Annotated in this window: 11 protein-coding genes; 2 read left to right on the forward strand and 9 right to left on the reverse strand. The window is 44.6% G+C overall.

What is annotated here, in order from left to right; genetic code table 11:
• Positions 1-38 precede the first annotated feature (38 nt).
• The 5 genes from A0256_14155 to A0256_14175 form a co-directional block, all read right to left on the reverse strand.
• On the reverse strand, positions 39-3,140 hold the full coding sequence (locus tag A0256_14155) for an acriflavin resistance protein (protein ID AMR32485.1): 3,102 nt from the start codon (positions 3,138-3,140) through the stop codon (positions 39-41).
• 147 nt (positions 3,141-3,287) lie between these two features.
• Positions 3,288-4,346 carry an efflux transporter periplasmic adaptor subunit gene (locus tag A0256_14160; protein AMR32486.1) on the reverse strand — a complete coding sequence of 353 codons (1,059 nt, stop codon included), beginning with the start codon at positions 4,344-4,346 and terminating at the stop codon, positions 3,288-3,290.
• Complete coding sequence (locus A0256_14165) at positions 4,336-5,691, reverse strand: transporter (protein AMR32487.1); 1,356 nt, start codon at positions 5,689-5,691, stop codon at positions 4,336-4,338. Before A0256_14165 ends, A0256_14160 begins: the two co-directional genes overlap by 11 nt.
• 44 nt (positions 5,692-5,735) lie before the next feature.
• Complete coding sequence (locus tag A0256_14170; GenBank protein AMR32488.1) at positions 5,736-6,740, reverse strand: hypothetical protein; 1,005 nt, start codon at positions 6,738-6,740, stop codon at positions 5,736-5,738.
• A complete protein-coding gene (locus A0256_14175; GenBank protein ID AMR32489.1) occupies positions 6,724-7,053 on the reverse strand; it encodes a hypothetical protein in 330 nt (109 codons plus the stop codon). Before A0256_14175 ends, A0256_14170 begins: the two co-directional genes overlap by 17 nt.
• A gap of 320 nt (positions 7,054-7,373) precedes the next feature.
• Between A0256_14175 and A0256_14180 the strand changes: the two genes are divergently transcribed.
• Both A0256_14180 and A0256_14185 read left to right on the forward strand, forming a co-directional pair.
• Positions 7,374-8,444: a histidine kinase gene (locus A0256_14180; protein ID AMR32490.1), complete on the forward strand. Its 1,071-nt coding sequence runs from the start codon at positions 7,374-7,376 to the stop codon at positions 8,442-8,444.
• The gene (locus tag A0256_14185) at positions 8,441-9,166 is read left to right on the forward strand and encodes a DNA-binding response regulator (GenBank protein AMR32491.1); all 726 of its coding nucleotides are present in this window, start codon (positions 8,441-8,443) and stop codon (positions 9,164-9,166) included. Before A0256_14180 ends, A0256_14185 begins: the two co-directional genes overlap by 4 nt.
• A 621-nt stretch (positions 9,167-9,787) precedes the next feature.
• Here A0256_14185 and A0256_14190 read toward each other — a convergent pair.
• From A0256_14190 to A0256_14205, 4 genes are all read right to left on the reverse strand, one after another.
• Positions 9,788-12,586, reverse strand: coding sequence for a hypothetical protein (locus A0256_14190; protein ID AMR32492.1), 2,799 nt, complete (start codon positions 12,584-12,586; stop codon positions 9,788-9,790).
• 6 nt (positions 12,587-12,592) lie between these two features.
• Positions 12,593-14,881, reverse strand: a complete 2,289-nt coding sequence (locus A0256_14195) for a hypothetical protein (GenBank protein AMR32493.1) — start codon at positions 14,879-14,881, stop codon at positions 12,593-12,595.
• A gap of 2 nt (positions 14,882-14,883) precedes the next feature.
• Positions 14,884-15,816 (reverse strand): multidrug ABC transporter ATP-binding protein, encoded by a 933-nt coding sequence (locus tag A0256_14200; protein ID AMR32494.1) that lies wholly within the window; start codon positions 15,814-15,816, stop codon positions 14,884-14,886.
• A 63-nt stretch (positions 15,817-15,879) separates the two neighbouring features.
• Positions 15,880-17,283, reverse strand: a complete 1,404-nt coding sequence (locus A0256_14205; GenBank protein AMR32495.1) for a hypothetical protein — start codon at positions 17,281-17,283, stop codon at positions 15,880-15,882.
• Between the last annotated feature and the right edge of the window lie 11 nt (positions 17,284-17,294).

The following is a 17,294-nucleotide window of genomic DNA, read 5'->3' on the forward strand; positions in this document are numbered from 1 at the left end:
TTCAATCGACAATTGAAGACTCAACTGATCGGCCCAAATTATATCGTTTGTTTTTTCCGGAATTTCATAGCCAATTGATCAATAATGAGGTACATCACCGGAACAACAAATAATGTCAGTATCATGGAACTGGTCAATCCGCCGATGATCACCCAGGCCATACCGTTCTTGATCTCCGAGCCCGCACCAGTAGCAATAGCAATGGGAAGCATGCCCAGGATCATGGCCAATGTGGTCATCAATATCGGTCGTAAGCGCTCTTTGCCCGCTTCGATCAATGCCTCTTTAGCGCTATAACCATCCAGATCTTTTAACTGATTGGTAAAGTCAACGATCAGGATGGCATTTTTGGACACCAGGCCCAATAACATGATCAGGCCAATGATCGAAAAGATATTCAGCGTTTCCATGGCAAGCGCCAACGCGAGCAAGGCACCGATTAAGGCCACTGGTATAGAGAATAACACGACAAAGGGATAGATTACGCTTTCATAGAGCGCGACCATAATGAGATAAACCAGGACAATGCCGATAATGAGTGCAAGGCCCAGGCTGCCAAAAGCATCTGCCTGATTTTTAACATCACCAAGATATTCCACCGTAATTCCTTCGGGAAGTTTGATCTTTGCCGCCTTCAATTTGATCTCACTGGCAACTGTGCCCGTTGGACGTCCGGCAACATTGGCGTTAACCGTGATCGAACCCATCCGGTCGCTTCGCTGTAATACACTTTCCCCCAGCCCGTCTGAGACTTCTGCAAATTGGCTCAGCACAAAGGCTTTGCCGTCACTATTGATAAAAGGGAGGTTGCGCACGTCGTTGATATTAGACCGGTCATTACGGTCCAGACTGATCAGTATGTCATATTCATTTCCTGACTGTTTGAACTTGCCTTGACTGTTGCCACTAAAGGCATTTTGAAGGGAGCCTCCGACCTGGCTCGCATTGATGCCCAGCAAGGTCATTTTATCCCGGTTCAGCTTCACGTCCACCTGCGGCTTTTGGTCTTTTACCGACAGCTGCACAAACTTGGTTCCCGGTATAGCAGTTACCAGGCTTCGATAGCGTTCCGCCACGCTGCGAACAGCCTGTCGGTCCACCCCTTTAATTGCGATCTGTATAGGCGCGGAACTGGCGTTGCCGGTGATAGACGTCGATGATGCTGTTATTTTAACACCTGGAATTGCAGCACTCAGTTTTTGTTGTATCAGTACACCGAACTCGTCGGCAGTCATACCCCTTTCTTTACGATCTTTAAGGCTGACCGTAAGCTCAGCCCTGTTCGCATTATTACCGGTACCCACGACACCGCCGCTTACAAAACCGATACTGGAAAAGACTTTCTCCACTTCCGGCCGGGCCATAACTATTTTTTCCACCTGCTGGGTGACCATATTGGTCTGGTAGATGGAGGCCGCCGGTTCAAGTTCCAGGTTAAGCAATAATTCGCCCTGATCACTCACAGGGATAAAGGAAGCGCCGATAAAACCTTTGCCGACCAGCATGAGCGACCCAATGATGAGCAAGATTACCATGGACAGCAACCAGCGTTTTTTGTATAATACGACTTCCAGTAATTTACCGTACTTTTCTTTTAACACATCAATTATATGTTCAAAGCCCAGGTTCAGGCGGCCCCAAAGCGTCTCTTTTGTCAGGTGCTCCAGCCTGCCGAAACGGCTGGCCAACATGGGAGTTACCGTAAAAGACACAAACAAACTCATCAGTGTGGAGAATACGACAACCAGAGAAAACTCCCGCAAAATCGAACCGATCATACCACCGGACAATGCCAGGGGCAGGAAAACAACAACATCCACCAGCGTAATCGCCATGGCTGTAAAACCGATCTCGTTACGGCCATCCAGCGCCGCCTTACGGCGATCAGATCCCATTTCCAGGTGCCGGTAGATATTCTCCAGCACCACAATGGAATCATCGACCAGGATGCCAACGACCAGTGACATGGCCATCAGGGTCATCAGGTTAAGTGAAAAACCAAGGCAATACATTGCAATAAAGGTTGGTATAATAGAAGAGGGCAGCGCGACCATTACGAACATGGAACTGCGGAAACTATGCAGGAAGGCTAACATGACCACCCCTACGATCACAACCGCAATCCCAAGGTCTTCCATTACCGCGTCCGCCGAGCGAAGCGTATAGGTGGATTGGTCGCTTGAAACCGTAAAACGAATGCCTTGTGCCTTATATTGGCTTTCCAGTCGGCTGAACATCGCTTTTACACCTTTACTAACGTTTACCGCATTAGCGTCGGTTTGTTTGATCACCTGTACACCAACGGATGGCAAACCATTGATGTGATTGATAGCCGTCACTTTTGCCGTCGCATCAACCACCTCGGCAATGTCTTTCAGGTAGATGCTACCGCCGCCTGGCTGTTGTTTGATGATGAGCTTACTGATCTGACCTACAGAGGCCACGTTAGCATCGAACTGGATGGAAACCTGCTGGTTTTGGGTTTCTATCCGGCCTGCAGGAAAAGACCTGTTTGCGTTATTAATCGCTTCGCTTACCTGGGTAATATCCAATCCATACGCCCGTAGCTTTCCCTGATCGATGTTGACCTGGATCTCCCTTTCGTCGCCGCCGATGATATTGATTTGCCCCACACCGCTAACATTCTGAAGCAGGGGGCGAAAGTCCTGATCAACCAGGTCATACAGTGCTTTTGGCGCAAGCGTTGACGTTACTCCTGCCCGAATAACGGGTGTTTCCTCCAGGTTGATCTTGTTAACTATTGGACGGTCGATATTATCAGGCAGGTCATTTTGTGCCTGGTCAGCCTTACGTTGTATTTCACGTTCAGCCTGATCCACATCTGTCCCGCCTTTTAGCTGTACTGCGATCTGGGATACGCCCTCCTGTGAAGTTGAACTGATCTTATCCAGGCCTTCTACAGAAGCGAAGGCATCTTCCAGTTTTTTAGTAACGGATGTTTCTACCTCCGAAGCAGAAGCGCCGGGATAGACCGTACTTACAGATACAGTTGCGACCTCAATGTTTGGTAGGAGCTTGTAATTGAGCTTAGAATAGCTTAACGCGCCAAACAGGAAAAGTACGGTAAAAATGACGATGATGAATAAGGGCCGTTTAACGGCAATCTCTGCTATTGACATGTACCGGTGTATTAGTTTGTAAAATGGATCTTGTGATCTTTATTTTCAGATAGATTTGCAGGACGATTACCAACAGCAGGATTATACCAACAATAATAGTTTGCCGGGATGGCCTGCCTTGCTGATCATTCGCCGTCACGCCGTTACTTATTTGGAAATGCTTACCGGCGTACCATCCTTCAGGTTGATCTGACCCGATGTGACTACCTGATCTCCGGCCTTCAAGCCGCTGATCACAGCGATCTCGCCGACCGTTTCTATCCCTGTTTGAATGCTTCTTTGCCTGGCCAAACCATTTTCAACCACATAAACGGTCGCATTTTTAATGCTTGCCGTCAGTGCCTCACGTGGAATGACCAGCATGCGCTGAGACGTTTTGCCGGAGAAGTCGGCATAAACAAATGTTCCGGAACGCAATAAGATTTTCTGCGGATTATCGAACTGTATTTCCACCGGGTAATTATGTGTCTGGTCTGCCTGCGGACTGATAAAAGTGATTGCGCCTCCAAACACCTTTCCCGGGTAAACATCGGTGGTAATTTTAACCCGCTGCCCCTGCACGACCCGGTAAACTTCGGTCTCGGTCAGGTTGACCTGTATCTTTGCTTTAGACAGGTTGACGATCGTAGCGATCTCAGCACCCGCATTTACAAAAACGCCCGCTTCAACAGGACGGGCGGAAATGATCCCGCTGGTAGGTGCCCGGACCGCAGCGTCTGCCAGATTTTTGCGTGCCTGGGATGCCTGATTAAGGGCATTTGAATAATCCTGCCGGATATTATTAACCTGCTCCTGCGTAGCAGCTTTACCTTGTAGCAGCTCGGTGTAAGTATTCAGGTCGTTTCGCAATTTAGCCACACTCGTCTCGGCCTTTTCCAGTTCCAGGCGCTGACTGCGGGTATCGGTGATGGCCAGAACCTGTCCTTCGTTTACCTGATCACCTAATTGAAAACGCACTTGTAATAACGTCCCCCCGGTCTTGGCAAGGGCTTTAGCCTCTTTGAAGGGCGCCAGGTTTCCGGTTTTTACCATAGCGATCACCACTTCTTGTTCTTTTGCTACAAAGGTTTTAACGGGAATGCGGACCTCTTTTACTGGCGCCGGCCTGTTCTTTTCATCCAGTTTCCGCTTATTGGAAACCAGCCGGAATACGACTATTACTGAGATCGCTAGCAGGGCGGTAATGACAATATATTTAGTTTTCATGTGCTGATGATAATCCGGAATAGAAATTCTTTAATGTGCCACCTGCTTTTTCCAAATCCATGCGGGCCTGGAAAAAAGTGTAAAGTGAATTGAGGTAATTATTTTGCGCTTCTTTTAACGAGTTTTGCGCATTTAACCAGTCGGTAAGGTCAGTGGTGCCCTTCTGTAACTGCAAGTCGGTTGTCCGGAGTACAGATTGTGCCAGTGCAATATTGCGGCGGTTATTTGCCACATTGCTTTGTTCTTTAAGCACCTTGGTTCGCGCGTTTTCGTAGTCCAGCTGGTATTTGTCTTCGTCCAGCTTCAGGTTTTCCTGCGCGTTCAGCCGCTTATATTTGGCCTGGCTATATTGTGCATTACGCTTAAAGAAATCAAATAGCGGGATGTTCAGCTTAAGGCCTATCGCCGAATAGGGTGACATACCGGAAAAGGCTGGCCCAAGCCGGTCGCCGAAACCGATGAAACCATATTGTGCATAAGCGGTCAGTTTTGGTAGCGCACCCGCCTTGATCCGGCTTTCGTCGATCTCCAGGAGTTTGGCATTTACATGCGAAATGCGGTAGTCGGTACGGTTAGCCGCCGTAAATGAGCTGTTACTGGCAAACGTCGGGGTGACAGGCATAAACACATCGACGGAAGTTGTACTGTCAATGGTCATTGTATCGTTGATTGGGTAACCCATCTCATATTTGAGCTGATTTTCGGCAAGGGTAAGGTTGCTCTCGGCCACCTGAATCTGTGATTGGGCGTTATTATAGTCAACGGTCACTTTATCCGCATCCTTTTGCAGGGCCGTACCCTTTTTTACCTTAAGGGAGATAATTTCCATTTGCCCCTTGTAGGTTTCCTGATTGGATTTTAACAGGTTAAGTTGCTCCCGGTAAGCGAATATCTGCGAATATGCCGTACTGATATTATAAATGATGGTTTCGTCGTTCTGGCGTTGGTTCAGATCTGCTTGCTGAACATTGTATTTATTCGCTTTTAAACCGGTAAGCAATGTCTGATCATAAATGGTTTGATCGACGCGTGCCACATGATTGGTATTAAATTTCTTAGTGAACGCAACGCGCAGGTCGTTTGGACCAAAGATCCCGGCAGGGATCACCGATACCTGAACCTTTAAGTTGTCGTCCAGCGTACTGCTAACGCCGATGCTGGGCAAATAAGCGGCTAATGCCTCTTTGGCTTTGGCATCAGCCATTTTTTTTTCATTGGCGTATACGGCGTTACTCCGGTTATTCTTTAACCCATAGTCAATGCAGGTTTTAAGCGACCAGGTGGACTGGGCGGCTAACCGGCAAGGTAGAAATGCGAGTAATAGAATTAAGATATTTTTGCTCATGATACAACGGATTAATCCTGCCGCTGGTGTTTGATGATGAATGCCTACCGTCTTTTTCTGGCAAAAGGGTTGAACGATAGGCCAATATTGAAATATGGGGAAGCAGCTGGTTTGGCCTCAAATATTTGATCATTAAAAGATTCCTGCCGGTCAAATATCCTTGCTGAAGGGTTCAACTTCAATCCGCCTTTTGCGGTCAGGATAAAGTAGTTGAAGAGCCGGTGTTCGTAGATCAACCCGTTATTAATGTCCACTTGGCGGAATTCATACGTCTTTCCGGTGTTATCCAGATTATATAAGTAAAAGCTTGTACGGTCAAGTTCGGTTCCAAGGGTTATCCTGCCATTCCGGAATACGTGTTTACGGATAAAAATATTACGAGGCAGGGTGATATCGACTATTAGCCCATTGTCAAAACGATGTTCGTAGGCTATAATGGGCAGGATAGGTGTTTGCGTGCTAGGATCAAAATTGCCAAGCAAGCCTACGGTCAAGCGGGTCTTCGCATTGGATTTCAATACCATGCTGGCTGTTACCAACCCTCGTTTACGCTCGAATTGTTTTTCGCTACCGTCAATGGTAAAAGTTCCGGTAAAGACGGTCGTTTTATTAAACAATCTCGATATCTTAGTTACGTTCAGGGACGAAGCATGATACTGAAAATTACCATCAAACGTGCTGTTTAAGCCTGATACCGGCTCATCCAAAGCTGCGGTAAGCGATGTTAGGCGATAACTAAAAGATGCACCTACGATCCAGCTTCTGGTCTGTATGAAGTTAATATTCGCACTGGCCCTGGCTTGCATAAACTTGGTTATCCTTCCGGCAGGCAAAGCTTCTCCCCTAAGCGTAGAGGTGAAATTGGTAGCCCCGGCTCCGGAAAATTCGAAATTGAAAGTTCTCGTTGACGGGAATTTATTGGCAGCTATGGCGATAAGCCGTTGTGTTAGACTATCTTTCCTGGCCAGGCTGTCCCTGGTCTGGGCTGAACTGGCATTCGCCACAAATAATGCTGCAAATGCAAGCGTAAAATTAATCGTGATTTTCATGTGATTTGATAATATGGATTGCTGATTGAAAAAAGTCGAAGAGGAATATTTTGTCAAAAACGGCGGGCAGATCATAGCTGTCGATGAGTTCCTTAAAGAAGGGAGAACGGCTCGTCAAACCATTCGCAACAAATACCAACCAAAGTTCAGAGATATTGGTACCTTCAGCCACAACGGGGAAATTTTGATCTTGAATTGCCGGGCAGGTACTGAAACGCGATGGCAACTGCAGATCACAAAAGGCAATCCCCGTTTTAACACCCGCATCTTCCATAATATAAATTGGGTGACGCTGCCAGTCAGCGATACGCATAGCCGGACGATAACATTGCGTGAAGTGGCACAAATAGGCCAATTCCGTGAATTGACTGCAAGATTGTTCTGCGTTCAGGCCCGGTAAGGATGACAGTTTTTCTGATAATATTTGAACTATTTCCCGATTCATATCGCATTCGTTTAGCCCAAAGAAAGGCACTATAACAAAGCGGGATTTTGTTTTTATACAAAACCCCGTGTTTTTTATACAAGAACCCGGTATTGAAGAATTTTTGGTATAAAAAAACAGTGCCTTAGTATAATTTCGGATATACCTAAACTGCAATAGCCTAATTTTGAATTCAAATAATAGAATACATGAAGGAATACGCTGAAACATCAAATAATGAGCAGATCATTTATATTCTGATCGATAAGCGCTATCGCCTTGTCAGGCATACCGTGTTTATAATCGGGCTTTTGCTTTTTGTATTGGGTTCAAAAAGATTGAATGATTATAGTGGACTGGCCAGGTGCGGCAGGATGATGTCTGTTTACCTGGGTTTTCTGGCCATGTTTTACATCAACATGTATGTGCTTATTCCCAAATTCTTTTTTAAGGCTAAGTATGTGCTGTATTTGTTATTACTGATTGTCATGGTTATTACCGGACTGTGCTTTATTTCCTTAGTGATGAATAAATTCTTTGATGATCCCGTAGTAACTGCAAAAAATAAAGATGATATGGGTTTTTATGCCGGTACACTTGTATCCGCGGCCATTATTTTGGTGACGACCAGTATGAAACTTTTTGTCAGATGGATTAAAGATCATAAGCGGATGACAGAGTTGAAGAACCTGACTTTGAGCATGGAGCTTAATGAATTGAAAAACCAGATCAATCCGCATTTCCTGTTTAACATGTTGAATAATGTAAAGGCCCTGATCCGTATTGATCCGGAAAAAGCCACCATGGTCATTATGAAACTATCCGAGTTCCTGCGATACCAGCTTTATGAAAACGGAGACCAAAAAACATCGCTGAAATCAGAACTTGACTTTCTTTCTAATCTGGCAGAATTGGAAAATATCCGACGGGATAAGTTGACTATCACCATGGAAGTTGCCATCCACCCGGAGCGCCTGAAAACAATTTTTCTGCCACCCAACCTTTTTACAACATTCCTGGAAAATGCCATCAAATACAGCGTGGATATAGCAGAAATGCCGGAATATATTCGTTTAAATATCTCGGTTAGCGAGGAAAGTCTTAACTTCAGGTGTGTCAATTCCAGGGCGGCGGATATTTGGACTGGTGATCGTAAAAATAGCGGGCTTGGCTTGCCTAACATTAAAAGACGGCTGGAGCTTTTATATCAGGAAAATTTTATGCTGAATACCTTTTCAACCAATAAAGCATATTTTGTAGATTTAACGATACCCTTATGAATTGTATCATTATAGATGACGAACCGTTAGCCAGAAACGAAATGGAAGTCCTGATCAAAGAGGTTTCATCAGTTGAGGTGTTAAAGAAATTTTCCAATGCATTTGCAGCGATGGAATACATGCGTGCAAACGAAGTCGACCTCCTTTTTCTGGATATTGAAATGCCGGGACTAAACGGTATTGATTTCGCAGCCAGCCTCCCCGGAAAATCCCTCACCATCTTTACAACGGCCTTTCCACAGTATGCGCTGAGAAGTTACGAACTTGACGCGATCGACTATTTATTGAAACCCATTGATAAGGCTCGCCTGGAGAAAGCGATCCGTAAAGCGGAGTTGTACTGCAAGATGTTAGCTGATGATACTACAAAAGATGTCGTAGAAGATAATACCAACGAATATTTCTTTATCAAATCGGAACGTAGGACCTATAAGCTTAACTTCACGGATATCCTTTACATTGAAGGGCTGAAAGATTATGTGGTCATCTTTACACATAATCAAAAGTTAATTACCGCAATGAATTTAAAAACAATTCATCAAAAAATTCCGCAGGGTTTATTTTTTAGAGTTAGCAAATCGTTTTTGGTAAATATGGAACAGGTTTCCTCGTTTGATAACCATGCTGTATATATAGGAGCAACGGAAATTCCACTTGGAGAAATTTATCGGAATGATTTTGCCAAAAAATATATTGACGGGCATTCTGAAAAGGGTTATTAAATTAAACACGGCGCAACTATTGTTGAAGTGGGCTGGGTCGCTCGAAATACTTTTTTAAATTATGGTATGGAAAAGTTGTTTATCGTTGGCTTCCCGAAAGACCTGGAGGAAGTAGAATTAGTAGAGATGTTCAGCTTATACGGAGCGGTTGCCAAAGTGACGATTGTCACCGATCAAGTTACTCATGCCAGTAAAGGCTATGGTTTTTATTTTTATGGCTGATCAATTCGGAGCAGAACGCGCTATAGCCGCCATGGATGGCGCAACAATAGACAGTCGCACCATCGCAATCCGCTTTGCTGACAACAAGCAATCGCCGGCAGTAATTTTATCATCCCTGCCCAGGAAGAAAAGACCGAGGCGATAGCCGGACACATAAATTCATTGCATTCGGACTTGCTTTCTGTATGGTTCAGCGTTCATTCATTGACCCTATCAACCAATCACCTCATATCATAGGGGAACGCTAAACCGTCATTTTTTAAGATCACCATTAACCACTCATGTAACCTAAATTAAAGGCACCCGCTTCACAAGATGCCTTTAACTAACTATTATGATCTTAAAGAACGTATGAAGACTTTGATGATTTGCCCAGCGGGTATTCAGTGTAACCAGTCATTAATTAATTTTAGGTCTAAGCGTAAAAATAATCTCGTTATGTTCATTTAAGAACCTCTGGCTGTAGCCAACACTTTCTTTACTACCAAGTAGTTTTATCAATGTGCCATTATTTAATACGGTTGATAACGGCTCATTATTCTCCAGTTGCTCCTGCAAATAGCCTAACCAAAAATCATTGCTTCTTAAGGCAAGTTCATCTTCCCTTGACTGTTCTGCTTTAAATTTGTTCAGGTCGTCCTGGCTAACACCGTTTTTGGCAAGCAAGAATATTTCCTCTTGGGTTGCTTTAATTAATTTATCCATTTTACCGGGGTCACAATCAAAGGTTATCATCAGCGCGTAAAAGCCGATAGGTTCTTTAGCTTTGGTAACATAAACCGCAGGGGAGTATACACCTCCTTCTTTTTCACGCAGTCGTTCTGTCAATCTGAAGTTCAGCGCAGATTTCAGCAGATCCAGGTATAGATTATTCTTACTATTAAAATCATATTTACCGCTTAATACCAGTTGGACGCTGGCCTTATCACCTTTACCTTCCATCAGGTCTTTTCGTATCCGGCCCTCCGGAACACGAATATTCAAATCCCTTGCCACCTCTTTGGTACCATTGCCGGGCAATGAAGCCAAATAATGTTCAACCCATAATCTTAAAGAATCAGTTTGCACATTGCCGGTAAATACAAAATTGAAGTTTGATGCGTCTTTAAAACGTTCCCTAAAAATAGCATGTACTTTTGCAGAGTCAATCTTATCCAAATCAGCTATGGTCGTCGGCTGCCGGCGGGGATGATTGCCACCAAGCACTTTGGTTATCGTGTCCGAAAAATCACGGTCCGGATTGCTTGTCCGGTTTCTAAAAGCTGCCTTTGATTGTTGCATGATCAGGCTAAAGCGGGCTGTGTCCAACCTGGGTTCGCTCATGTAAGCATGCACCACTTCAAGTGCTATACGGAGGTCTTTGGTTGAGCTTGCTCCAGAGATACCTTCCGAGCGATCTTCAATATAAGGTTTCACCTGCAGGGCTTTGGTATTTAAAAAGCCATTGAACTGGTTTGATGTAAACCGCCCCAGGCCGCTGCTTGCTATGATGGCCGCTGCGCTTTTTGCCGAATAAAAATCAGCCAGGTTGTAGAGCGATGTCCCGCCTTTGCTAAACCCGGTAAAAAGCACTTCGTCATTTTTAAAAACGGTGGGTTTTACGTAAACATTCATCCCGTTAGATAGCTGCCAATGCAACAGACCCAACTTTTCTATTTTTTCTTCTTTTAAAATTTTGCCGGGCTCGGGTTGCTTTACCAGCAGCGTTTGGCCTGTGGCTTCCGATTTAAAGGCAATAATTGGTTGTGCAACTGCTGCTGTTTCCCATTCAGCTATTCGGCTTTTGTCCGGTAAGTTGCCTTTGCTTTTTTCGGGACCAAGTACAATTATAGTTCTATCGGCACTATTTAAAAATTTGGATAAATAGGTTTTCAAATCGGCTTGGGTAATCTGGCCTATAAAGCGTTTAACCAGCTGATCTCTTTCCGCTACGCTTAAATACGCATCACCTTTCGTAAAGTATTGGAGGTAATCATCAGCATAGTCCGCAGATTTGGTTTTATTTTTTTCGGAAACGGCCAGTTCCATTGCACGGCTTAGTCTGCTTTTCGCTGCCTGCACCTCTTCTGCCGTAAATCCAAACCGCTTTATCCTTTCCATCTCCAGCCAAAAAGCTTGAAAACCTGGTTTAATTAGTTCGGGATTGAGCGAAACACTCAAAGTTAATGCATCAAGGTTTCCCACAAGTCCACCGACCTGGGCTCTCGCACCTAAGTAAGGCATTTTACTATTACTCATTAATTCACGCAGCCTGTTGGCGTATAAAGCATTGGTTAATTGCCGGACGAGCTGAAGCTCGAAATCGTGCTCGGTACGTAATGGGGTTGCAACAGCTTTATAATAGTATTGAATAACATATTGCTCCAATTCCGGATCGGTTACTTTTAAGAATGATGATGAATCACGAAGCGCGATCGGATAGCGCGGACGTACGACCGGCTTTGGAGATAGCTTAAGATCTGAAAACAATGCGGTGATCTGCTTTTCAACTTTAACAACATCAATATCGCCCACTATGATGAGTGCCTGTAAATCCGGGCGGTACCATTTTTTATAAAAAGTGCGGGCAACATCTACGCTTGCACTATCAATTACCTTGTCCTTACCGATGGGCATGCGGTTGGCATACCTCGAGTAATTATACAGCAAAGGCCGGTACAACTCACCAACTCTTCCCGAAGCCGTATTCCTGAGCCTTTTCTCTTCCCTGATCACGCCTCTTTCCTGCTGAAAATCTGTTTCGCTCAATGTAGCATCCGCTGCCCAGTCCCGCATAATCAGTAAACCTTTTTGCCAAAGCGTGGCATCATCGGTAGGCAGCGGCAGTTGATACACGGTTTCATCAAATGAAGTAAAGGCATTCAGGTCGGCGCCAAATTTCACACCTGAACGTTCCAGGTAGCTGATCAATTCATTTTTGGGGAAATGTTTGGTTCCGTTAAAGTTCATGTGCTCAATAAAATGAGCAATGCCCTGTTCCTGATCTGTTTCTAAAATGGAACCCACTTTGTTAGCCAAAAAAATGGTAGCCCTGCCTTTAGGTTCCTGGTTATGCTTTATAAAATATTGAAAGCCATTTTTTAGCTTTCCTGTGGTTACGTCCGGATCGTTTTTTAATGCGGCATCCTGACCGAATAGCAGGTTGGTCGATAACATGGTTAAGGCCATCATGGCCATTACGCCTATTAGTTTTTTCATAAAATATTAGCGTCTTTTTCTTACAATCAATACGGATGATACACTTACACCAATGATGAGGGGTAATATCCCTAACCAGGCCCATCTTATCCATTTCAGCTGATTGCTGTTCATCATAATTTGATCATCATGGCTTTCGGGGCGGGTAGTATCAATAGGGAACTCGCCGTTACTGAACCATTTAAATAAATCGGTCATGAAGCTAAAGTTGATTGAGCGGGGATTAGTACGTCTTAATTCGGCATTGTTCATAAAATCAGCATCCGCAATAACAAATACACGCTGTTCGCCAGTTTGTACTTTTCGTTTAAGAGCTAATGCTACAGGATATGATTTCTTATCTTCATTTTTCCGAATATCATTGAAATCCTTGGTCCTGTCTACCTGCAGACCCGGTATCAGCCAGGTATTGGCCGCTTGTGATACCAAAATGGGTAAGCTTACAAAAGGCGTATTGGGTACTACTTTTAAATAGCTTGCGGTAGGAGTAGTCACAAAGGCGCTGTCATGTTTTAAATAATCGGCAGTACCGGCAATTTTGAGCCAGTTTTTGGTAGCTAAACCACTTAAAACAAATGATGGTTCAAAGTTCTGGCTCTTTTGCACCAGCATGCCTTCGCCGAATTCTGCACCAACTAATTTTAAAATAGGGTCTAAAACGGTTTGGCTGCCTGGCTCGCCTGCAATAAGCAGGTTACCACCTTCAGCTATATACAGCTTTAGTTTTTCCAGTTCAGCTGCAGTGTAGGCTGTTAACGGGTCGGCGATAACCAATATATCCACTAACTTTTTTAAATCAGGATCATCAATTTTTACTGAGCGGATATCGAACCCTTGATTGAGTAGGGAGTAGCGGAAGGCTATTTCATTAGTGGAAACTTCATAATCACTATCACCTGTTTTGGTGATATTGCGTTCGCGGTGGCCGCTTACAAAACCTACCCTGGGTGACCTAAACACTAACTTTTTCAGAGCGGCAGAAATCTCTTTTTCGGAAGGATATTTCACCAGATCATCGAACATCCGCAAAAACACTTTTTTATCTTTGTAAGTTAGCGTACGTACTATTCTGTTTCGTTCAGGTTTAAGATCAATGATCTTTTTTATTTGTTCGGGCCGCAAAAACTCATCAAAATCCATGTCATTGATCTTTGCTATTTTTTTGGCCAATTGTTCGTCGGTTAATCCCGGATTTTCCTTGTAAAGACGCTCGTTTTCTGAGTGGTCCCAGTAACAAACATATTCCATGCGCATGTAAGGCATAAAGCGGAAATACTTATCGAATGCTTTTTTGTCATTGTTTTGATTGCTGGGTAAACCGAAAAAATAGTTTTCATCTAAAAGGTTTACATAGGTGGTCATTACCACTGGTTCGTCCATTTTGGCTATTACATCCCTGCTCGGTTTTGTTAACGTACGATTCTGATTAACCGTCATATCAGCATATAGAATAAATTGAGGCAATGAGCTCACATAACCGATGATCAGCATCAAGGAGATCAACCCGGCGTAGCCGGCCACTTTGCGCGACAGCGTGATAGTTCGGCGTTCAAACTGGAGCTTTAAAAAGGTTAGTCCGATGAACATCACCATAACGATCAGGAAATACAGGATATCATTACTCCCTAACAGACCTGCAATAGATTCTTCCGCTCTGCCCGATATGGACAGGAAATAGGTAATGTCACGAACAAAGGCCACGTTCTGCCATAGGTCGCCGATAAAGTTTAAAATAGCCAGCACCACCAGCGTGCTGATAGCAGCTACAACCTGGTAGCTGGTCAAGCTCGACATAAATAGCCCTACCGCCGAGTATGCACAAACCAGCAGATAAAGCCCAACGATTCCTGAAATAATGAAGGTGAGATCGACATCTTTGATCGTGAAAATTGATAATACGCCCAACCCTGATAAGACGCTCATTAAAAGTAAGCAATAGGTGATCATAGCCAGATACTTTCCGGCAACGATATCAAATACCCTGATGGGAGATGAATATAATAGTTTGATGGAGCCGCTTTGTGTTTCGCGGCTGATGAGGCCCATGGTAAGCAAGGGAATATAAAGGTACAAATACTCTTTTACGGCAGGGAACAAGCCCCTGAAACCAGCAAAAAGCGACTCGGTAAGACCATTAAACGACATGCCCATTTGCTGAGCCTGTTCCTGGCGTTCCATCAGCGACATGTACACCCAGCCCGACTGGATAATGAACACCAGCAGTATGATCCAGGCTACCGGCGAATAGAATAAAAGACTAAGCTCGATGCGGGCGATCCTTAAAATATTTTTCATGTTTAGTTTTGAGGTGATTTGTTTGATAATTGGGCAAAAACTTGCTCAAGCGAACTTTTTTCGAGGGTGATTTCACGCATCTTCCAATTTTGTTCGATACCACGCTGTATCAGGCGTTCACTTATTTCGGGCCCGCCCGAAAAGTGGATGCGGAATTTCTGATCACTGATTACTTCTACACTTTTCACTTCTTCCAGCTGTTCCAGTAATGTAACCGGCGGCGGGTTTAACAGCGACATAATTAAACTGTCTGGCTCAATGTAGTTGTTAAACGCATCCATGCTGTCTGCAAAAACCATTTTACCGTTCTCAATCATTTTTACATGGCTGCAGGTAGCCTGTATCTCTGAAAGAATATGGGATGAAAAAATAACCGATTTCTCTTCACCGATGGTTTTGATCAGTTTTCGTACCTCGGTGATCTGGTTGGGATCGAGCCCATTCGTAGGTTCGTCAAGCACAACCAGTTTGGGCTCGTGAATAATAGCTTGCGCAATGCCCACCCGCTGTTTGTACCCGCCTGATAAATTGGAAATAAGCCGGTTGTGAAAATGGGTAACACCGCATTTCGCCATAGCTTTATCCACAGCATAAGGAACATCTTTTTTATCGATCAGTCTTAAGTGAGCGCACTGGGTAAGATATTCCTTGACCGTAAGTTCCATGTACAGCGGCGCGTTTTGGGGCAGGAAACCGATCAGTTTTTTAGCAGCAATAGGGTGATGCTGCATATTGAATCCGCCTACCTCCACTACGCCTTCCACTTGGTTAAGCACACCGCACATAATGTTCATTGTAGTTGACTTGCCGGCACCATTGGAACCCAATAGTCCAAGCACCCCATGTTCACTAATTTCGAAGCTAATGTCCCTGATAGCCCATGAAGCCCCATACCGGTGCGAGAGCCCCGTTAGACGCACAATATTGTTTTCCATAAATTTTGAGTTTTGAAAGTGGTATCCCGGTGCTTATAGGCCGGGATACCACTTGTTATTTTTCTACCTGTATCCCTGGTTTTGTGTAAGATTAGGGTTAGCATCAATTGCCGTTTGCGGAATTGGGTATAATTGGGCACGCGGTTGCCAGGTCGGTTTAAGTGCGCCAATAACGGCGTTAACCCTACCTGTCCTTTTCAGGCTCAGCCAGCGGTCGCCATGTTCGCAAAATAGCTCCACCCGGCGTTCCTGTTCTACAGCTAAACTCAAGTTTACCCCCGCTGAGAGCGGTTGCAAACCAGCCCTGCCTCTGATGATATTTAAATCAGCCAAAGTTGCCGCTGTATTGGCAAGTGCCGCATTAGCTTCGGCCCTGATGAGGTATATTTCGGCCAACCGGATTATGGTTGGCGCCTCATTCCTGCCGGATGCAACAGCATCATCGTTATCAGAATTTTGATACTTGTAAGGCTCCGATGCGTCAACCCCATCCAGTGATACCGCGCGCACCCAGGCAGAGCGCCGCAGGTCATTGGACTCAAAAGAATTTAGTAAACCATTGGTTAACGTATAAGGAAGGGCAAACGTAAAGTCGTTGCTCACAAACTCCTGCCCTTCATTGGTATAACCAGATGTTGCATTCAGGGCTGGTCCTAATTGTAGGATAGCCTCCCTCGATCCGGCCAAAAACACATCGGTTAACCGGTTGCCTGGCAATAACTCGTACAAATCAGTATGGTTAATTACTTCGGTCGCGTTAGTAATTGCCCCCTGCCAGTTTCCGGTAGCGAGGTAGGCCTGTGCCAATAAAGCTGCAGCCACACTTTGGTTGACCTGTGAGCGGCCGCTTACACCGGCATTTGTTGCATAGGCAACACTTAGTCCTGCTTTGGCTTCGGTCAGATCCTGTATGATTTGATTATACACATCGGTAACAGAACTCTTGGGTAATAGTGCAGAAACATTCACATTAGTGGTAATTACCAACGGAACCTCACCAAAATGACGTACTAACTGCAAGTAGCAATATGCCCTCATGGCTAAAGCCTCCGAGCGCATTTGCCGGGCAATGGGCTCACTTATAACAGTATTGTTAGTTAAGCGCTCTATGATACTGTTAAAGCTATAAATAGACGTATAAGTATCTCCCCAAATGTCTGAGATGTAGCTGCTGTTTTGCGCTTCGTAGGTGTTATTTTGTAATAAAGCAAATCGTGGAGAACTGGAAAGTGCACGAAGCTCATCTGCTGCCAGGGCATCGGCAAGGGTTAAGTTTACACTATAGGTTTGTGAGCCCGAAAGTTGACTGTAGGCACCCGAAAGCGCGCCCCTTGCTGTTTCTGCCGAGTTAAATATGACCGCTGAGGGAAGCTCATTTTTAGGAGGATCTATATCCAGTAATTTTTTACAGCCGGATACCACCAATATAAACGAGGCCAGCACGGCAGTTTTAATAAGTTTTGACATACTAATCATTG

Origin of the sequence: Mucilaginibacter sp. PAMC 26640 (assembly GCA_001596135.1) — a bacterium.
Taxonomy (GTDB): Bacteria; Bacteroidota; Bacteroidia; order Sphingobacteriales; family Sphingobacteriaceae; genus Mucilaginibacter.